Raw genomic sequence first — 20,444 nt, forward strand, 5'->3', positions numbered from 1 at the left:
CAAATTAGGGCTGGACTTGGGCTTCCATAGGCGACCAAGATCCAGCCCTTTTTCTTTTCTATAGAGGCTGTATGCCTAAAGCGACCCTCACCAAACGTTTAGAGTTTTGCTCCTCTCACCGCTACCACAATCCTGAATGGGATGACGCAAAAAATCGTGCGGTTTTTGGTCTTTGTAACAATGTGAATACCCATGGCCATAATTATTTATTGGAAGTCACCTTGCGGGGAGACATCGACCCTGTCACAGGAATGATCATCAATTTATATGACTTAAAACTCATTTTAAATCAGGTCCTGGAACAATTTGATCATAAAAACTTAAATCTCGATACCCCATATTTTTCCGAGAGAATTCCCACGACCGAAAATCTCGCAGTCACTCTCTGGCACATTTTGGAAAAACATCCAGACCTCCCTAATCCGGATGCCCTTCGTCTTTATGAGGACGAAACTCTCTACGCCGAGGTGAATGCAAGTTTTATGGGTGATGCCCTCCAACCTGCTAACGTGGAATCGGCCATCATCGCTCGACATTATGCGTTTTCAGCCCTGCATCAATCCGGGACAGGGCATACGCAAGGGCATGATTATGCTCTGTGGATTGCCACTAAGGGCCAAATTTCCAGCGACACCGGGCAGGTTATGAATTTACAGACTGTGGATCAAATCGTCAGAAACCAGATCCTTGCACGATTTGACCAGCGAAATCTAAGCCAGGATCAGGCCTTTGCCAACATTCCCGTCACAAACTCCGCGCTGGCCAAGGTCATCTGGGAAACACTGGAGCCCCACTTCCACACCCCTCCGCTATGCCGAGTCTCCGTGAGCCAACAACCCGGTACCGTGGCTGTGTATTCTGTATAGCCTGAATCTGGAAGCACCATCTCGAGGACGCGCACCGACTCAAACAGGATACTCTGCCAGCTGAAAAACCCTCTGCAGGCCGGATGGAACCCGGACCTGGTGAAATTTCCCCAAAACAAAATTTAGGTTTGGATAGAGAACGATTGCCGAATTAAGTCGGCCAGTTCGGCGGGTTCTAATTTTCCCTCTTTGGTAAGCACAAGGGTTCCATTGGAAAAGAAATGGGTGGTGGGATACGTTTCAAATTGATGGCGCTTTTTAATGGCCCGACACCGCCCCGGAACGTGCATTTTAGCCTTTCCAAATCGCACATTCGAATACTGTTGAGCAATGTCCGCAAGAACAGGATCATAGGCTTTACACGGTTCGCAGGTCGCAATGCCATAGGCCACAACCGCAGCTGAAGCCTCCGTAAACCCTTCATAATTGTCATCGTTCACATCTTCAACGATACCGGACATCACAGCCTCGCTGTCCAAGATTACAGGCCGAAGGGGTAGGATTAAGTACCAACCCCTTCGGTCAGAGCATCTTCTTGATTATTTCAACTTCTGCAACGCTTCCAAAATTTCTTTGTCGTCACGAGCGGTTTTGATATCTTGAACTTTCGCATAGGCCACTTTTCCATTTTTATCCACAATGACGGTAGCCCGCTTTGAGCAATTCAACGGCTCAAAATACAATCCATAGGCCTTTGATACCGTCCGATGCATATCGGCGAGTAATTGATGCTTAAGATCTAAGGAATCCGCCCAAGCTTTGTGGGAAAAAAAGCTATCACAGCTAATGCCAAAAATTTCGGCATTGACTGATCCAAAATTAGGAAAATCATCGGTCAAACATTTATTTTCTCCGGTACAAACCGGGCTCCAATCCAGAGGATAAAATGCCAGAACCACGTTCTTCTTTCCGCGATAGTCGCTGAGCTTAATATCCTTTTGGTCCTGGTCTTTTAATGTAAAATCGGGGGCTGTGTCTCCGACTTTAACTTCTGCGGCAACATCTGTAGACATAATGACTCTCCTTCGTTGTTATGGAAATGCCGAAAATTCACTTGACCTTTGGTGGTAACATGGGGTGAAAAAGTTTGTCAATCTGGCAGAAGCCCTACAGAATTGTCCATTTAGCCCTAACGAATTTCCACTCCGGATGTAGTTTGCTGAGTCCCCAGAGCCGTATGGGGTTCAAATCTGCTATCTTCCCTCACACCAATTTTCACCACCTCTAATCCCAACATCGTTGACATATGCCATGGCGGCATACTTGCCGTTCTCGGAAACAGATATCGATCTTGTGTTTTGGTCTATCTCGGGGTATCGTAAACAAAAGGCCAGTGAAATCTTCTTCCTCCTTGATACCATCCAAAATCTTCCCAATCTCTAGGCTATTGTTGGTTACGTATGCTTTATGAGTAAATTTCAGGCGTTTTTTTCTACCCTACGCGGCTGGTCCTGGCTTCGAATAACGATGATCACCACGTTCCTTGGCTTATGTGTCGGGGTAGGAGGTCTTGCGGGAATTCTCTGGATTGCGACCCGTGATCTTCCCACATTCGACTCCTTTCAAGACTACCATCCGAGTTTAGTATCTAGAGTCTATGCAGATAACGGTGAACTCATTGGGCAATTTTTCATCGAACGTCGTCTGTATACGCCTATCGACAAAATTCCCAAAGCCTTCACACAGGCGGTCATTGCAACAGAAGATACCCGATTTTTTGATCACCCTGGGCTGGACATTGTCGGCATCGGCCGGGCCGCCTGGACCAATCTCAAAAAAGGTGGCCGTTTTCAAGGCGCGAGCACCATTACCCAACAGTTAGCCAGAGCTCTTTTTCTTTCTCCCGAACGAACGTATCAGCGAAAAATTAAAGAGCTTATTCTCGCAGTGAAAATGGAATGGGTATTAACCAAAGAGCAAATTCTAGAAATGTACTTAAACCAAATTTATTTCGGTCACGGTGCCTATGGAGTGGCCGCCGCCGCCTTAACCTATTTTGATAAAAACGTCTCGGATTTGAGTCTTCCTGAATCGGCATTTTTGGCTGGTCTCCCTAAAGCTCCAAACACCTATTCTCCCTATCGAAACCCGGATCTGGCTAAGTCGCGGAAAGAATTGGTCTTAGGGCGTATGGTAGAGGCCGGGTATATCACCAACGAGGAGGCGCAGGCCGCCATGGCCACGACTCTAGCCTACCGCCATCAATCCATAGAACCGATCGCGGCCTATTTCCTGGAAGAGGTGCGTCAACACTTGGTGGATCGGTACGGAGAAACTCTTGTGTATAAGGGTGGACTGCGAATTTACACCACCTTAAACATTGCCATGCAGAAAATCGCGGAAGAAGCGGTTCGTACAGGGCTCCGCCAATTAGATAAACGTCAAGGCTGGCGAGGACCGATTGAACATATTGCCTATTCCAAAGATTTCACGCCCCCCGACACCTTTCCGGAGCTACAGAGTCCAAAGGCAGCTCTTGTCCATGGCCTCTACCGAGCGCTCGTGACCGACGTGACCAAACAATCTGCTCAAATTTTGATTGGAAATACCTATAAGGGCACTATCCTTTTCGAGGATATGCGATGGGCCCAGCGGCGATTGGAGAAAAGCGGGGATGTGGGAACAGCGGTCGTTCGGGATAAAGCCACTCCCCTCCAACTCCTCAAGGTCGGAGACATTATTGAAGTCGCCCCGAAAAAAGGCACGGTCGAGTCAGGCGAATTTGTTTTAGAGCAAACTCCAATCGTGGAAGGCTCCCTCATCGCCATGGATCCGAGGACAGGCGCCGTGCAATCAATGGTGGGAGGGTATGACTTCACTCGAAGTCAGTTTAATCGTGCAGTGGTTGCCCGTCGACAACCCGGCTCCGCCTTCAAGCCACTCATTTATGCTTCGGCGCTTCAACAAGGTCTGACACCGGCAACCCTGATTCTTGATGCCCCCGTCGTTTATGAAGACGAGGATTTAGACCGGGTATGGAAACCGGAAAATTATGAAAAACGCTTTTTTGGAACCATTACCCTTCGCGAAGCACTGCGCCATTCCCGCAACGCCGCAACTGTCAGATTGCTTGAACAAATCGGAGTGCCTCAGGTTGTCAATATTGCCAGCAACCTGGGAATTCGAAGTCCCCTCAGCCAGGACCTTTCTTTAGCCTTGGGATCGTCCAGCGTGACGCTCCAAGAAATCACCTCCGCGTATGGCGTCTTCGCGAATCAGGGTTTGTGGCTTGAGCCTTACCTGATTACACATGCCGAAAACCTCAATGGGGAGATCTTAGAACAACACCAGTTCGAACCTCGACAAGCCATGACCAAGGAAAACGCCTACCTGATCACCAATATGCTCATGGATGTCATTCAAAGCGGAACCGGAAGACTTGCAAAATCTATTGGCCGGCCGTTGGCAGGGAAGACTGGAACGACAAATAGTTATAACGATGCGTGGTTTGTCGGGTATGCCCCGAATTTGGCGACAGGAGTATGGGTGGGATTTGATGGGGTCCGAACACTCGGCAGATTGGAATCCGGGGCGCATGCGGCCCTGCCAATTTGGACCAAGTTTGTTGATCAAGCCCTGCTACACACACCAGTTATGACCTTTCCTATTCCTAATGACATTCAATTCGCGCAGATCGACACCAAGACGGGTGACCTGCCCTCCAAGACCAGTCGAAACATCAGTACGGAAGTTTTTCGTAAAGGAACGGAACCAGGAAAAGCGGCCCCTCAGAAGGCGAACCCTATGGATTTTTTTGAGTTCGACCGGTTGAACTCGGATTCATCCAACCAGCTTTCCCCGTTTTGATAGAACTCTTCAGCAGGCAGAATACACCGTAACACGCGTTCTCAGGACTGGGCATCCTGAAACTCTTCATACCAGGCCATTTGAATGGCCTCCAGCTTTTTTTCATTGGACGTTTTGGGATCGTCCTTAAATTCAGGAAGGGCAACCACCCACGCATGTAAATCCGTAAACCTGACCGTTAACGGATCAAGGTCGGGATGCTCTTCCTGCAGGCGAATAGCAATATCTTCAGTGTCACCCCACATGAATTCCTGAGCCATGATTTCTTCCCCTTGAATTAATGGGTTTTACCCATGCCGAAAGTCTCCCTATTGAGGGATTATTTAATGACGTCGGATAATTTCTTACTTTCGAGCGCTTCTTTCAACGTGGCATCCATCAACACTTCGGCCAAATGGTGCGTCGTTTTTTCAACCTCAGCAATTTTCGCACGTATGGCACGATGATCATCCCTGTCTTTAACTTCACCAAGCTGCCGTAAAATCTGACGAATGCTTTCCGTTTCCTTTTCATGAATTAAATTCGCTGCACGCCCCAGAGCTTTTTCGGTCGCCACGATGATCGCATTGGCTTCATTCCGTGCTTCTATAATCTGACGGGCTTTGATGTCTTCTGTGGCAAATTGGAAAGAATCACGAACCATCCCTTCCACCTCATCGTCGGTCAGTCCATGAGAAGGCTTCACCTGAACCGATTGCGCCTCACCGGTCCGGATATCCCTGGCCGTCACCTGTAGGATCCCATTGGCATCAATGAGAAAGTTGACTTCCACGCGAGGGACTCCTGCCGGCAACGGTGGAAGCTTTAATTGGAAACGGGCCAAACTTCGATTATCTTTAACCAATTCCCGTTCTCCCTGGAGGATATGAATATCCACCGAGGTCTGCCCATCGACATAAGTCGTAAACATTTCCTTTGCACTGGTTGGAATGGTGGTATTTCGACGGATCAGCGCACTCATGACCCCGCCCATCGTTTCGATTCCCAGTGACAAGGGAGTCACGTCCAGTAACAACAGGTCTTTGGTATGCCCACCTAAAATATCCGCTTGTACAGCCGCCCCTAACGCGACAACTTCGTCAGGGTTCAGTTCAGAGTGCGGCTTTTGGCCAAACAGTTCTTCCACTTTTCGCCAAACCAGTGGCATGCGAGTATTCCCGCCGACCAGGACCACTTCATCAATCTGGCTGGCGGTTAAGCCTGCATCTTTGAGGGCAAGCCGACAGGGGGCGAGGGTTCTTTCCACCAAATCCATCGTTAACATTTCCATGCTCTCCCTCGTCCATACCTTTTCATACGTCGAATTGGGAAGCTCTATCACCGCCTGAGTTTGGGTTTCATCCGACAACCGGATTTTGACACGTTCCGCCTCCAACCGAACGGTTTGCATTAAATCGGGATTCTCCCCGACCCTAAGGCCTTGAGTTTGAAAAATATCATCAACCATCACATCGACCAGCAGTTGATCGAAATCATCTCCCCCTAAATGGGTATCCCCATTCGTTGCCAGAACTTCAAAGATTCCATCTTTTAATTTGAGAATAGAGATATCAAACGTCCCTCCGCCTAAATCATAGATCGCGATTAGACCTTGTGTCTTTTTCTGCAGGCCATACGCTAAGGAAGCGGCTGTCGGCTCATTGATGATACGCAGGATCTCTAACCCGGCAATCATACCCGCATCTTTGGTGGCTTGCCGCTGACTATCATTGAAATACGCCGGAACGGTGACCACAGCCTTGGAGATGTCTTCCTTTAAATAATCCTCAGCTCGCCGTTTTAATTCTTTCAGAATCATGGCGGACACTTGAGGGGGAGAAAAGGTTTTGTCTCCAATTTCAATTCGAATGACCCCGTTTTTTTCATGAAGCTGATAAGGAAAATACTTCAGGTCGTCCTTCACGTCATCCAGCCCCTTGCCCATGAACCGCTTCACAGAATAAATGGTGCGGGAAGGATCACGAATTAAATGGGCTTTTGCCGGCTCTCCTACGATCATCCCGTTATCAGTTAACCCGACGATGGAAGGCACTTTGGTCTGCCCATCCGGGCCGGGGATGACATGAGGCCCTTCCTTATCCATAAAGGCGATCAGCGAGTTCGTCGTTCCCAAATCAATACCAACAATGCGACTCACAATATATTCCTTTTAGCTGAGAAAGATTAGCCCGTGGTTTCGAGCAAATCGTTGACCATATTCCGCACATATGTTCGATTAGAAAGAATTTCCTGCATAGCACGCAAAATAGATTTTTTTTCCTCACGCGCCTCTCCTGGAAGGGGAGTGCGGGCTTGCACCTGATCCCATTGTTTGAACTGACCCTTCAGGGATTCTTCCATTTCAGCCTGGCGGTTTTCCAAACGCTCTCGTTCGCCTTGCAACTTTTTCCGAAGGGTTTCAAGCTCAGGCGACGCGCCCTTGGGGACCAGTTGTCGGAATGTTTCCAAATCTTCTTGCAGCTCAAGAACCTCTTCAAACAAATCCGCCGGGGGATTCGATCGAATATCTTTCACCGCTCCAGCCTCCAACCGGATCAAATATTCCGCCCGCTGAATGGGATCCTTGAGTGTGCGATAGCCGGCATTCAGAAAAGCAGAATTTCCTAAACTAATGGCTTTCTCCGATTCATCTTTTGTGGAATAAAAATCCGGATGAAAAGTCCGACTTAATTCATAAAATGTCTGCTCCAATTGTTGTTCGTCAATGTTCAGGAGACGAGGGAGCTGAAAACAGGAAAAATAGTCCAAGTCCTTTGAAAGCGGCTGAACCTTGACACATTGCCCACAGAGATATTCTCCCGTGACTTCAGATTGGCAGTGCCAGCACATACTGCGGGCCATGGGAAGTTCCCTGGCCTTTATCGTGGTTGTATGTTGGTGTTCCATGTTTTCTGGCTCTGACGACTCGGGCATGGTGAACTGCCCCATGCCCGAGTTGTTACGTCACTATGTGATTAAAGAAGATTGGTCTTATGCTGAAAACGACTCTCCGCACCCACATGTCTTGGTGGCATTGGGATTGATAAATTTGAAGGCACCACTTACCATGTCCTTTTGATAATCCAAGGTCATCCCCTGGAGATAAATGGCGCTTTTGGCATCGACGATCACTTTTACGCCATCCACTTCAGTGACGGTATCAAACTCCCCGATCTTGTCATCGAAGTTGACGGTATAGCTCAATCCCGAACAGCCGCCACCTTTCACTCCCAATCGAAGACCACCCTCAGTAATTCCCTGAAGGTCCAATAACCGCTTGACCTCTTTCAACGCCTCATCGGTCATGGCAACCGTTGAATTGCTTTCCGTGGTTTTTGTATCCATCGCCATTTCTCCCTACAACAAATCGTGAACAGTTCCCTGAGCTAGGATGAGGTAGCGGCTGCTTCCGGCTTAGGCTTTTTCTCTCCCGTTTTTTTCTGGTAATCCCCCAATGCCGCTTTAATGGCATCTTCCGCCAACACGGAACAATGGATTTTGACGGGCGGGAGATTCAATTCATGGACAATATCCGTATTCTTAATTTTTTGAGCATCTTCTAAGGTTTTTCCCTTGAGCCACTCAGTTGCCAAACTGGAACTGGCAATGGCCGACCCACACCCAAATGTCTTGAACTTGGCATCCACAATGGTGTCGTTCTCGACTTTAATTTGGAGTTTCATCACATCTCCGCATTCCGGGGCTCCGACCACACCCGTTCCGACATCGTCGGCATCTTTTTGAAAACTTCCCACATTACGGGGATTGTTGTAATGATCAATGACTTTTTCACTATAGGCCATGGACTATCCCTCCCTTTGTTGTATGATATGCAGTGTATTTTTTAAACCCATTTTGAACATTTCTTCTCCAAGTATATCAATTAATGAGCTGCCCATTGAACGCTTTTCAAATCGACCCCTTCCTTGGCCATCTCATAGAGCGGAGACATCTCTCGAAGGTGCGTCACAGCCTTGATCATCCGATCAATAGTGTAATCCACCTCCTCATCGGTATTAAATCGACCAAGCCCGAAGCGGATCGAGGAATGGGCCAAATCCGATCCTACCCCTAAGGCACGCAACACATAAGACGGCTCAAGCGTGGCCGACGTACAAGCCGAACCAGAGGACAACGCAATTTCTTTGACCCCCATGAGCAACGCCTCTCCTTCGACGTACGCAAAACTAATATTGAGATTGTTCGGCAACCGCTCAGTCGGATGCCCGTTTAAATAGACCTCATCCATACTCTTCATAATGCCTTCTTGAAGGCGATCGCGCATCTTGGCCATACGAACAGACTCCGTAGACATCTCCTGCTCGCATAGTTCGCAGGCTTTCCCAAATCCGACAATGAGCGGCACAGGCAAGGTTCCCGAACGCATACCCCGCTCATGGCCCCCACCATACATCATCGCCTCCAACCTCACTCTTGGCGCCTTACGTCGGACATAGAGGGCCCCCACGCCTTTGGGACCATAAATCTTATGGGCGGTAAAGGACATCAGGTCAATTCCCATTTCCTGAACATTTACAGGGATTTTCCCCACCCCTTGTGTCGCGTCACAGTGGAAAAGGACACCTTTTTCTTTAGCAACTTTTCCGATGGCCGCCACCGGATTGATCGTACCGATCTCATTATTGGCCATCATAATCGAAATTAGAATCGTCTGGTCGGTAATGGCATTGCGTACGTCATCAGGGCTCACCATGCCGGCTTTATCAACAGGGAGAAAGGTGACCTTGATACCCTTCTTTTCCAAATATTTCGCGGTATCAATCACCGCCCGGTGCTCCGTCGAACCTGTAATGATATGATTTCCTTTTTCCCGGTACATCTCCACCACGCCCTGCAATGCCAGATTATCCGATTCCGTTGCCCCACTGGTAAAAATAAGCTCTTTGGCATCGGCGTGGATTAGATGCGCAATCTGCTTTCTGGCTACTTCCACGGCCTCTTCAGCTTCCCAACCGAAACTATGATTCCGGCTGGCCGCATTCCCAAATTTCTCGGTGAAGTAGGGGAGCATCATTTCAAGCACCCGAGGGTCACAGGGGGTCGTTGAATGATTATCCAAATATATAGGCAACTTCATAATTGAACTCCTTTTGTTTTACGAGATTCCACAATGATTAAGGGGGGCTCGGCCATCATATCTTCAATAGACATGCTACTGAGCAAATGAAAAATGCTTTCTTGGACGCGCAACAGAGGCGTCCGGATATTACAATGCTCAATTTGTTCACAAGAGGAATGTTCATCTTTTTCATGGTAACAATCGGCAATCCCCAGCGGTCCTTCAATAGCTTCCAGCACCTGCGCAATGGAAATCTCCCGTGGCTCACGGGCCAAGAGGTAGCCACCCTTGGGTCCATTTTGACTTTCCACCATGTCATATTTAGCCAGGGTCTGAAGCACTTTGGCTAACAACTCCAGGGGAATATGATGTTCCTCAGCGATCTCCTTGGTGTTGACGACCCTATTCGGATTAAAAGGACTGGTTTCTCCAGATCGAACCATGGCCATATATTGGAGAGCCATCAGGGCATAATCTGCTTTTTTCGAAAGCTTCAGCATAATTAAGTAATACTATTTATAGTGTTTATCTCTACATAATACCGACTTATATGATCGGGTTTAACATATCATTGACCTCTTGGGTCAGTCAAGACTAAAATGGTCGGAGATCCATTTAGTCGGAATTAGTAAGGACAAAAATAATCAACCACAAACTATTTTTGAAAATTAATTTTTAACACATTGATTCGTAAGGAGATTTAAATGGGAGGCAGCAATCCATATATTGAGAAAAGCGAAACTGCAGTCGCTAAGAAACCATTCAAACTCACCTTTATCACACCTGAAAAGCCCATTGAAATTGAGGTTGACCCGGAAAAGTTCCCCTATGGGGAGACAGGATTGCCTGGGAGCATCCTCGATATCGCCTTGGGAAATGGGATAGATGTGGAACATGCATGCGGCGGAGTCTGTGCCTGCTCAACCTGTCATATCATTGTCAAACAGGGGCTGGACACCTGCAACGAGGCCACGGATGACGAAAATGACCAATTAGATGAAGCTCCCGGGCTTACCCTGCAATCAAGACTGGGGTGTCAGTGCGTCCCGAATGGGGAAAAAGACCTCATCATTGAAATCCCGGCATGGAATAAAAATCTTGTCAAAGAAAGTCACTAAGGTAACACGGTTGTTTATACGAGACACGGGGTGAGAAGGATGTCCTCTTGCACTCTCACCACATTTTCCCATCCAAAATTGTTCGAACAATGAGGACCACCCTCAGAAGGGACCATTACCAGACCTGATTGAGAATCAAATAAGTCCCTAGCAATTATTGACTTCTTCCTGTATAAAAAACCCTGACAGCAGACAACCTCTTCTACTGAATGCCCTTCGTGGCAGCGAGGAATGCGTTGTTTGGTTCAAGGTCCCTCTCCCATTCATCCGTCAAACGGATTATCCGGGTCGCTGATATTGGAAAAGGACTGCCTGTTTTCCTCATCCTATCCCTACAATTTTTTCCGGGAGTAGGACAAGACAATCAACTCTTCGCACAGGTCCAGCCAGGATTTGATCCCACCGGACGGTTCGGCCAACCCCCGCCTTTAGAGAAAAAAACCGAGCCTCTGCCCCCAAAGCCTTCCCCCGATATCACACTGCCTCCGGTGGAAACCATTCCTGAAATGAAAGGGGCCCCTCCCCAAATTCGGGTTATGGTCCGGAAAATTCAAGTTGAGGGGAGCACCGTCTTTTCAGCGGAGGAAATAGCCAACATCACAGCCCCTTACGAAAACAGGGAGTTGTCCACCAATGATTTGGAGGAACTGCGCCGGGCCTTAACTTTGCTCTATGTCAATAAAGGATATGTGAACTCCGGAGCGGTGATCCCCGACCAGACACTCCAGAATGGAATCGTCACCATTCAGATTATTGAGGGAAAACTGACGGACATCCAAATCGAAGGCACAAAATATTTTCTACCCTTTTATTTTGAGGACCGGATTGCCCTGAGCAGCGGACCACCGCTCAACATCAATCCGTTGAAAGAAAAGCTCCAACTCCTCCTTCAAGACCCCCGCACGGAACGATTAAACACGGAGTTGAAACCCGGACTGAAACCAGGCGAAGGGGTCCTCCATGTGCAAGTGGAGGAAGCTTCCCCCTTCAATGCGTGGATAGAATTCAACAACTTTCAATCACCAACGGTTGGCGAGTCGCGGGGTCTCGGCAATATCGCTGTGCAGAACCCGTTCGGATTGGGCGATGCCTTTCGGTTTACCTATGGCCAATCCAAGGGCTTGCAGCCTCTCATCGAAGCCAATTACATCATCCCCCTCACGGCACGTGATACTACCCTGGAACTAAATTTCCGGTTCAATGACTTTAACGTCGTCACAAAACCATTCGATGATCTGGACATCAGGACCAAGTCCCAAATATACAAAATCGCCTTGCGTCAGCCCATCTATCGCACACTCAATGACGAAATTGCCCTTTCCCTCATCGGAGAACATCTGGAAAATCAAAGTTTCCTTGGTGGAACGGGGTTCTCCTTCCAGCGCGGCGCAACCAACAACGGCAAGGCTATCGTGTCAGCCCTCCGGTTCGGGCAGGAATGGATTCACCGGGAATCCAATCAGGTCCTCGCGGTTCGATCCCGGTTCAGTGTGGGATTGGACGTACTGGATGCCACCAACAACAAACAAAACTCGGATGATCCGGACGGGGAATTTTTTGTCTGGTTAGGCCAGGCTCAATATGTCAGACGGGTAGATCCTCTCGGCATCGAATTTCTCGGCGGCCTGACCTTGCAGATTGCCAACGACAGCTTATTCGCACTGGAACAATTTGCCGTGGGAGGCCGGTACAGCGTCCGGGGGTACTGGGAAAATTATCTGGTGCGTGATAATGCCTTTCTGTTCAACGTAGAGTCACGAATCCCGATGTTTCCCAGCTTTTTTGGTCCAAAGGTGGCAGTGGCACTGGCTCCCTTCATAGATGTGGGACGGTCTTGGGAAGCCAAACGCAATACGCCCGATCCGCAGACCCTGGCCAGTATTGGCGCAGGAATCCGATTCTCCTTCTTCAATCGGGCACATGCCAGTCTGTATTGGGGGCAACAGTTGAATCACGTGGAGGATCCTCCTGATGGAGGCGTCCAGGATCAGGGAGTACATTGGGAATTTGTCCTGGATATTTTGTAGCCCTTCTGAATCGAAAGGCGTTCACTAGGAGTCTGTCGGACTTAGGGGATCGAAAGCGAAAAAGCGGCTGAGCGAGGCCAGATTTTGACGATTTTGCAGGCCCATAGTGGGACTATGGGCCAAGAAAGCGGTGAAATATGGACCGCTGAGACACTTTTGCAGCCGATTCTTCCTAAGTCCGACAGGCTCCTAGGCAGCCGTTTGTTCGGAAAAGCAACAGGCTTTTTCGTTCAATGGAAAGAACGCGATAGATAAAACGCTTTCAGCGGAAAGAAGTGATGACAGGGGACGCGAGTTGAATGCGTTGCAAATAAGGCGGCCGCTTCAAATATCCAGTTGCTCGATCCCAATCCTTTCCGGCGACAAGACGTAATCGCGCCAGACAACCCCGTTGAAAACGGTCAACAGCCAGGATAGAAAAAATTTGTTCCGCGCGAAGGTTGTCTTCCTGACACCGTTCATTCCCGCTCTGACAGGAAAAAGGAGTTTGGCCAAAATTCACCGGATGAATTCGCCCGGAGGGAATCCCCAACTGCACCAGGAACCCGGCAAGAGATCTCAGATGATAGTCGGCCCGGGCGAGGTTATAGGCAGACGGGCCTCGCGAATCACAATGTCCTTCAATTCGTAATCCCCACTGATCTTCCTGTTTCAAGAGGGCGACTGTTTGGTGGAGGAAATCTTCGACACCGCCCTGGATGGAAGACCGGACATCATCAAAATACACGTCGGCAAATACAGGGTCCTGGTACATGTCTTCGACCGATAGCCCCAAACCCCGACCCTTCCCCAAAAACGGCACCGGTATAGAGACCCTCAACGTATCATGAATTTCTTCGTCCGCGTCTACCTGAAAACTCAAAAAGGGAGGAGCACTGTCCAGGGGATTCGCGAGAGATTCCTGAACAGACCCTATCGTTCCCAACAGAAGGGACCATGCCAGTAAAAACCTGTGGAATCTATTCAGATGGAGGAGAAACATGGCCGCATGAACGAACGAGGACCCGTTTGGTAGCACATCGAGAAAACGCCTCAGGGTTGGTGTGGTTTTGGCCACACCCCTTTGGAGTCAGTATCGGCCCGACAGGATGAAACTTAATTCGGATGAGAGAAACGAGGTATCGCCATTCATGCCTGGCTCAACATGGAAAATCCGGCGCAACAATGAGGTGTAAGGTCTAGTCTGAGGAGTGCGTGAACTGTTGTTGGATAACAGTCGAGCGGAAAACAATGGACGAAAATAAAAAAACCTGTCCCCGCCACAACGGCGGGGACAGGTTCCATAACTGCGGGTACGATGAAAGGGGGAAAGAGAACCTGCTCCCCTGGGACAGAAAGCGCAGGCTCAATAACACACGGGCATCACGGACTGGGGGAAATTTCTGGTCCTGTCAATACCCGTCCAGACAAGACCGTCGTGGACTTGCCCATTAACACCTCCAATTCCCACTTTCAAACAGCCGCAGTCATAATCCATGCCGGCGATCCACCTGCGCCGCCGTATCCAAATCAACCTCTTCAAGCAAGGACGCCCGCACATGATGCATCTCGGCATCTGAAGGATCAGACTGAATGTTGGTGGAAATCACGCCTATCGCGTCATACCAAAATCCGGCCTGCCCCCATAGCCTCGTCGCTTCAACCGGATTGGCATTCCTCAATTCCTCGGTCAGCGAGGCCGGGACATCACCCACCTCAATCATTCCTCCGCCGATAATATCTGCCGATCGATGCTCAGGGTCAGAAACCAGAGACACAAACCATTGATAGGTTTTCCCTTTCTCCAGTTTCAGATCGTAATCAACCAACTGAATGATGTGAATCCCGGATTCAGTGGGAGAGGAAAGCCGCTTCTCAATAATCGGTGTCACCCCTAATTCATCAATAAGGGTAAATTCCAACGGGTAGGTTGTCGGCTTTGATAAATACCACACCAATCGTGGCTGCACCTCACTCGACAATCCTATGTGATCTGGAGCCAGGGCCCACAGTAACGGAAGATCTGTCATAGGACCCCTGGTACCTCCACCAACCCGTCCTCCCGGAGCCCCTCGTTGTGGAGGTTGGTACAACGCTTCCTTCCGGGATGAAGCCGCCTGCTTGTCATCGGATGCTTGAACAACCTGCCGATCAACAGAAGGGAGTGTCTTCTCCAGAAACCCTGGTTCAATGGCTATAGACGCGACATCCTTCACATGGGTGCGGTTTACCTGGTCGGTGAATTCCGCTCCTCCCATGGCCTGAACACTAAGACCAAGGGTCACGCCCATGACAGCCACCCATTTGCATCGTGTCATCATCTGGCTCATGTTGGTCCTCCTCTCTTCGTCCGGACCGTCCTCCCGGTACATTTTCATGTGAGACGATCTCAGATCTGCTGACACTTATGAATACAGCTACATAAGGCAAGCTTCGTTCCACAAGTCAAATTTTCCCCACATGGAGACAATCGTTTCGAACCCCGTGCTATTACAAAAGATTTCATGAAAAACCTCTCTCACCTGGTCTTTCCCTGTTAAGGTGTTTGGATATCACACCTGTCTACCTGGTGTATTGTGTGTCTACTTTGAGAACAATTTCAAGAGAAAGGGTGTTCACACTGACAAGCAGACGACAGAAGACGTTCATGGTAAACATCTCTTTCTCTTTCTTTCTCCAGATTCACAACCAGATCCACGAGAACCCTCAAAGCCGCCCCGTATCAGAAACCCTTACTTTGACCTTATTGACGGCAATTCCTAGAATGGGACTGTTGAATGCATAGATGACTTTAGAGAAAGGGTCGGCTATGTCCCGAACTTGCGGGTTTCCCAACTTTTCTCGGTATGGTCTTGGGGTTTGGTTCTTCCTTCTGGGAGTCGGCGGGATTGGGATGACGAGTACCGTTGCGGCTGAACTGTCTCCTCAAGATTTGATGGCGGAGGGAAGCCGGCAGTTTCAGCAGGGCCAGTTGGAACAGGCGGCCCGGTCCTGGACTCAAGCCGCCCGGATCTATGAAAAATCCGGAGATCATCCCAATCACATTCAAGCGCTCATTTATCTTTCAAGAGCCCTTCTCGATATGGGCCAATACCAACGGGCGCAACAACTCCTTCGCACAGCCGTCCAATCAGCACAGGAGACCACCCAGCCACGCCTGATGGCCCAGGCACTCAGCCAATTGGGAACCTTGCATCTCAATGTGGGAGAATTGGATTCGGCACTCGAAATCCTGCAACAGGGACTGAAGGTCTCCAGGGAAATCGAAGATCGACCCCTCATGGCTGCCGTCCTCAATGATCTGGGCAATGCACATGCGGTTCGCCGGAACGACACAGAAGCCCTTGCAGCGTATACAGAATCCAGCATTCTTGCTGATTCACTGGATTTGCAACCTCTCTCCATTCGAGCCATGATTAATGCAGCCCTGGTGGAAATCAGGCAGCAGTCCGCACAAAATGGGAAAATCCACCTGCAACAGGCATTGGAGAAAACACGAACACTTCCGGACTCACACGAAAAAATTCAAAACCTGCTCACCATCGGAATGGGATTGAGGGACCTCAGCCACCAGGTCACAGAGGAGCATGCCACGGTATTCACGCAAGCCGCTGAGTCATTTCGGGAAGCCATAGGCAGCGCAAAAGAAATTGGAGACTGGAAAAATGAATCATATGGGTGGGGATTTTTAGGAGAATTGTACGAAGAAGGGGGCCGCCATGAAGAAGCCCTTCAACTCACGCAATTGGCGATTCGAACGAGTCAACAAGGCCAGGCCCCGGAAGCCCTCTATCGCTGGGAATGGAACACGGGCCGGCACCTCAAAAATCTGGGTCGCACGGACGAGGCCATTTCAGCCTACCAGCGAGCCATCGACACGCTCCAACCCATTCGTCAGCAACTGTCTGTCGGGCTCCCCCAGAACCCGGCGTCGTTTCGACAATCGCGGGGAGCGTTATTTTTTGAAACCGCTGCCCTGCTGCTCCAGCAAGCCGACGAAGTGACAGATGCTACAAGAAAAGAAAAGCTCCTGTTTCACACCCGGGATACCATTGAAGCATTCAAGGCCGCAGAGCTCCAGGATTACTTCAAAGACGATTGCGTGGAAGCGAACAGGGGAAGAATTCAAGCCATCGATAAAGTATCCAACACCACGGCGATTATTTATCCGATTCTCTTCCCTGACCGGATGGCCCTGCTAATCAGCCTTGGAGGAACGATGAAAAAAATCACCGTTCCGGTTCAAGAACATGAACTGACAGAAAAAATCCACCTGTTCCGGACCTTATTGGAAAAACGGACCACCCATCAATATCTCCCCCATGCGCAGGCTCTGTACGACCTGCTTATCCGGCCGATTGAACCGTATCTGAGTGAATTCGGGATCCAAACGCTCGTCTTCGTCCCGGATGGTCCATTGCGAACCATTCCCATGGGGCCCCTCCATGACGGAGAAAAATTTCTCATTCAAAAATATGCCATCGCGACGACTCCGGGCCTGACGCTTACCGATGCCCATCCCCTGGACCGGGAGGAAGTCAATCTGTTGTCGATTGGACTGTCCGAAGGCGTGCAGGGATTTTCACCGCTCCCCAATACGCAACAGGAGATCAAAAAGCTTCAAGACCTCTTTGGCGGAAAGACGCTCTTAAACGAAGAATTCCGCATTCCCAATCTTGAACAGGACATGAAAGAAGAAAACTTCACCATCATTCATATTGCCTCACATGGAAAATTTGCAAAGGAGCCCAAGAATTCGTTCGTGCTCACGTATGACAAAAAACTGAGCATGGATCATCTCAGAGAACTCATCGGGTTATTTCAATTCCGCAAGGTTCCCCTGGATCTCTTAACATTGAGCGCCTGTGAAACGGCAGCCGGAGACGATCAGTCCGCACTGGGCCTGGCCGGAGTGGCCGTGAAAGCGGGGGCGCGAAGCGCCTTGGCGACCTTATGGTTTATCAATGACCAGGCCTCCTCAATCCTGATCAATGAATTTTACGTCCGGCTCAAAGAATCATCGCTCTCCAAAGCCCAAGCCCTTCGTGAAGCCCAAGTAGCTCTGCTCGACCATCCCATCTATCGGCATCCGAGTTATTGGGCACCGTTCCTGTTGATCAACAACTGGCTTTAATCGTTCATCTCCGAGACTGATCCCGAGTTGGGCAAGGCGTTTTTTGGCCTAGTGCCGAGAGCTGCTTTCCTCAAAATTCAGGCCGTCACGTCCAACCCGCATGTACCAGATCCAGCTTCTACCGTTCCGATAAAACGATCTATCTTCCGCTCCTGTCCGTGTTAATGCCTTGATCCCCTTCCCGGTCACCTCGGCCAGTTCCCACATACCGGGCAGACCTAACTGCTGACATATGCAGCCTCAAGGGGGACAGTCGTTGACACGGTGACAACGTCGTGACCACTGAGACGAACTCGAATAAAAAACAAACCCCCCATTTTGGGGGATTTTAGACTCGCAAGCTATTAATTTTAAACATGAATTTCTCACCACAATGAAATTACCTCCAAACGGCACCATTGTTGCTTTGATAAGAAGTAACAACATTAATAAACGGAAACACTGAGGAGACTTTCCTCTCAGTTGGAAGAGGTTTCTATCATGCAACTTTATGAGGTTTACCAAAACATCGTCATCGGAACATCGATAACATGTGTAATCGGTCTGGCGGTTGCATGGGTCTTTTTCCTATCAAATCGAGGCAAATAACAAGAAAACGTCGATTTCACCATTCAGCTATTCAGTGTCCAAGCCATAATCCGTTAAGCCGTCATCAAATTGTCATGCTGAGTGGAACGAAGAATGGGAGTGTTGAATAAAACCAATTTCCAATGGCATATTGACCCACAGGCACGTCGCATATTAGAGGCCTCGGGGCGGTTCAAAAAAGTCCGTCCAGCAAGGCCGCAGCCGTTTTTACGCGCGGAACGTACGCTTAGTACGTGAGCATGGAAAAATGGCGAGAACGCCGCTGGCGGCTTTTTTCAACAGACCCCATCAGGATTCATCCGTTCAGAATAATAAGCGCTGTAGGGTGTAGAACCCTATAGTTTATGATCCCGATTATTTCCGTCATCCCCGTCGGCCTATCAATGCAGTCATCCGTACGCTGAAAGGCTCCCGACACAAACGTGTCGCACCTTTCGCCACGCACGCTTTCCCTTCGCTCAATCAGAGAGAAACGGAAATTGACAGGATAATGGTATGGACTCCCCCTTTAAGGACGGCATCGAGTGTGCCAAGCTGGATCACCATGTACCCAGCGTTCAACGAAAAGGAGGAGTCATCATGAAGCGTACAACAATTGGGATCGACATTGCGAAAAATGTTTTTGAGATTTACGTGGAAGATGGGAGCAATCAGGTCGTGGCCCGCAAGCGGCTCTCTCGCAAAAAGATGTTGCCCTGGTTTGCCAATCACCCACCGGCCCTCGTCGGCATGGAAGCGTGTGGCGGGGCGCATTACTGGGCGCGGGAGCTGACGAAGTTGGGGCACGAGGTGCGGCTGCTCGCTCCGCAGTATGTCAAACCGTGGGTGCAGACCAATAAGAGTGATGCCGCCGATGCCCGGGCGATTTGCCGGGCGGTGCAAGAGCCGGGCATGCGGTTTGTCGGGATGGCCAGCGAAGTGCAGCAGACCGTACAAGCCCTCCATCGAGTTCGCAGTCGATACCTGGGCAATCGGACGGCCCTGGTCAACCAGATCCGAGGGATCTTACTGGAATACGGCGTGGCCATTCCCCCAGGGGTCGCCTCGGTGCGCAACGCCCTGCCTCTGCTGTTGGCCGAAGAGCGATGGTCGGGCTTGGTCCGGCAGTTCTTGGCCGACCAACAGGCGGAGTTGCGGTATTGGGATACCAAGATTGAGGCGGTGACGGCCCAGATCAAACGGGAGAATGCGCGGCAGCCGATCTGTCAGCGTCTCGAGCAGGCTCGGGGGATTGGGCCCTTAGGCGCCTCGGCCCTCTGGGCCAAAATAGCGGGTCAGGCTTATCGGAATGGCCGCCATGTCGCGGCGGCTTTAGGGTTGGTACCCAAGCACACCGGCACCGGGGGGAAGGTCCGGCTCGGCGGGATCAGTAAACGAGGGGATCGGTATCTCCGACAGTTGCTGATTCATGGGGCCCGAGCGGTGGTGCGCCAAGTGGGGGAGAAACCCGATTGCCTCAGTTGTTGGATCCGGCGCGTGGTAGCCCGACGGGGGATGAATAAGGCGATTGTGGCCTTGGCCAATAAGAATGCGCGGATGGCGTTCGCCCTCCTAGCCAAAGCCCAGCCGTATGATGTCGCGAAACTGTGTGAAGCGGTGTAAGGAAAACGGAGAAGCGCTTCCAAGGAGTGCGTAGCAGGAGACACCAACTGATGGGCGTAAGTGGTCACCCCTCGCGGGAGCAAACCCTGAGATTTGTCATCGGCTGAGTCATCAAGCCGCCAGGATGCAGAGGAGCTGCCGCGCGACAACCATCATGGCTCGGAACGAAGACCGTTCCCTCACGAAGCCGGATATATGACCGCAGACCCTTCTCTCATCAGAATAAATTCCTGCTTGCAAACAAGGGGGAGTCCATATATGACA

17 protein-coding genes are annotated in these 20,444 nt (G+C 50.0%); 6 read left to right on the plus strand and 11 right to left on the minus strand.

Going from position 1 to position 20,444, the window contains the following annotated elements; all coding sequences use genetic code 11:
• Positions 1 to 71 precede the first annotated feature (71 nt).
• Positions 72 to 866, plus strand: coding sequence for a 6-carboxytetrahydropterin synthase (locus ACTRXD_RS01065; protein ID WP_442430030.1), 795 nt, complete (start codon positions 72 to 74; stop codon positions 864 to 866).
• Between the two features lie 122 nt (positions 867 to 988).
• Here ACTRXD_RS01065 and ACTRXD_RS01070 read toward each other — a convergent pair whose 3' ends face one another.
• Both ACTRXD_RS01070 and ACTRXD_RS01075 read right to left on the minus strand, forming a co-directional pair.
• Positions 989 to 1,327, minus strand: coding sequence for a thioredoxin family protein (locus ACTRXD_RS01070; RefSeq protein ID WP_442430031.1), 339 nt, complete (start codon positions 1,325 to 1,327; stop codon positions 989 to 991).
• A gap of 78 nt (positions 1,328 to 1,405) precedes the next feature.
• Positions 1,406 to 1,879: a peroxiredoxin gene (locus ACTRXD_RS01075; protein WP_442430032.1), complete on the minus strand. Its 474-nt coding sequence runs from the start codon at positions 1,877 to 1,879 to the stop codon at positions 1,406 to 1,408.
• A 394-nt stretch (positions 1,880 to 2,273) separates the two neighbouring features.
• On the opposite strand from ACTRXD_RS01075, the gene ACTRXD_RS01080 reads away from it, so the two are divergent.
• Positions 2,274 to 4,673: a penicillin-binding protein 1A gene (locus tag ACTRXD_RS01080; RefSeq protein WP_442430033.1), complete on the plus strand. Its 2,400-nt coding sequence runs from the start codon at positions 2,274 to 2,276 to the stop codon at positions 4,671 to 4,673.
• A gap of 41 nt (positions 4,674 to 4,714) precedes the next feature.
• Here ACTRXD_RS01080 and iscX read toward each other — a convergent pair whose 3' ends face one another.
• From iscX to ACTRXD_RS01115, 7 genes are all read right to left on the minus strand, one after another.
• On the minus strand, positions 4,715 to 4,933 hold the full coding sequence (gene iscX / locus ACTRXD_RS01085; RefSeq protein ID WP_376753528.1) for a Fe-S cluster assembly protein IscX: 219 nt from the start codon (positions 4,931 to 4,933) through the stop codon (positions 4,715 to 4,717).
• A gap of 59 nt (positions 4,934 to 4,992) precedes the next feature.
• Positions 4,993 to 6,810 (minus strand): molecular chaperone DnaK, encoded by a 1,818-nt coding sequence (gene dnaK / locus ACTRXD_RS01090; RefSeq protein ID WP_442430034.1) that lies wholly within the window; start codon positions 6,808 to 6,810, stop codon positions 4,993 to 4,995.
• 26 nt (positions 6,811 to 6,836) lie between these two features.
• On the minus strand, positions 6,837 to 7,559 hold the full coding sequence (gene hscB / locus ACTRXD_RS01095) for a Fe-S protein assembly co-chaperone HscB (protein ID WP_442430035.1): 723 nt from the start codon (positions 7,557 to 7,559) through the stop codon (positions 6,837 to 6,839).
• Between the two features lie 84 nt (positions 7,560 to 7,643).
• On the minus strand, positions 7,644 to 7,997 hold the full coding sequence (locus ACTRXD_RS01100; RefSeq protein WP_442430036.1) for a HesB/IscA family protein: 354 nt from the start codon (positions 7,995 to 7,997) through the stop codon (positions 7,644 to 7,646).
• A gap of 41 nt (positions 7,998 to 8,038) precedes the next feature.
• The gene (gene iscU / locus ACTRXD_RS01105) at positions 8,039 to 8,455 is read right to left on the minus strand and encodes a Fe-S cluster assembly scaffold IscU (RefSeq protein WP_312741877.1); all 417 of its coding nucleotides are present in this window, start codon (positions 8,453 to 8,455) and stop codon (positions 8,039 to 8,041) included.
• An 80-nt stretch (positions 8,456 to 8,535) separates the two neighbouring features.
• Positions 8,536 to 9,750 (minus strand): IscS subfamily cysteine desulfurase, encoded by a 1,215-nt coding sequence (locus ACTRXD_RS01110; RefSeq protein WP_442430037.1) that lies wholly within the window; start codon positions 9,748 to 9,750, stop codon positions 8,536 to 8,538.
• Entirely contained in the window at positions 9,747 to 10,232 is a 486-nt protein-coding gene (locus ACTRXD_RS01115) for an RrF2 family transcriptional regulator (protein ID WP_442430038.1), read from the minus strand. Before ACTRXD_RS01115 ends, ACTRXD_RS01110 begins: the two co-directional genes overlap by 4 nt.
• Before the next feature lie 204 nt (positions 10,233 to 10,436).
• On the opposite strand from ACTRXD_RS01115, the gene ACTRXD_RS01120 reads away from it, so the two are divergent.
• Both ACTRXD_RS01120 and ACTRXD_RS01125 read left to right on the plus strand, forming a co-directional pair.
• Complete coding sequence (locus tag ACTRXD_RS01120) at positions 10,437 to 10,850, plus strand: 2Fe-2S iron-sulfur cluster-binding protein (RefSeq protein WP_442430039.1); 414 nt, start codon at positions 10,437 to 10,439, stop codon at positions 10,848 to 10,850.
• Between the two features lie 236 nt (positions 10,851 to 11,086).
• The gene (locus tag ACTRXD_RS01125) at positions 11,087 to 12,877 is read left to right on the plus strand and encodes a ShlB/FhaC/HecB family hemolysin secretion/activation protein (protein WP_442430040.1); all 1,791 of its coding nucleotides are present in this window, start codon (positions 11,087 to 11,089) and stop codon (positions 12,875 to 12,877) included.
• Positions 12,878 to 13,139: 262 nt separating this feature from the next.
• Here the strand turns inward: ACTRXD_RS01125 and ACTRXD_RS01130 are convergent, their stop codons facing one another.
• Positions 13,140 to 13,934, minus strand: coding sequence for an OmpA family protein (locus ACTRXD_RS01130; RefSeq protein WP_442430041.1), 795 nt, complete (start codon positions 13,932 to 13,934; stop codon positions 13,140 to 13,142).
• A 409-nt stretch (positions 13,935 to 14,343) separates the two neighbouring features.
• Positions 14,344 to 15,186 (minus strand): DUF928 domain-containing protein, encoded by an 843-nt coding sequence (locus ACTRXD_RS01135; protein WP_442430042.1) that lies wholly within the window; start codon positions 15,184 to 15,186, stop codon positions 14,344 to 14,346.
• Between the two features lie 455 nt (positions 15,187 to 15,641).
• Between ACTRXD_RS01135 and ACTRXD_RS01140 the strand changes: the two genes are divergently transcribed.
• Positions 15,642 to 17,990 (plus strand): CHAT domain-containing protein, encoded by a 2,349-nt coding sequence (locus tag ACTRXD_RS01140; RefSeq protein ID WP_442430043.1) that lies wholly within the window; start codon positions 15,642 to 15,644, stop codon positions 17,988 to 17,990.
• A gap of 1,167 nt (positions 17,991 to 19,157) precedes the next feature.
• Positions 19,158 to 20,180, plus strand: coding sequence for an IS110 family transposase (locus ACTRXD_RS01145; protein ID WP_442430044.1), 1,023 nt, complete (start codon positions 19,158 to 19,160; stop codon positions 20,178 to 20,180).
• Positions 20,181 to 20,444: the final 264 nt, after the last annotated feature.

It is taken from the genome of Nitrospira sp. T9 (assembly GCF_052156535.1).
GTDB lineage: Bacteria > Nitrospirota > Nitrospiria > Nitrospirales > UBA8639 > Nitrospira_E.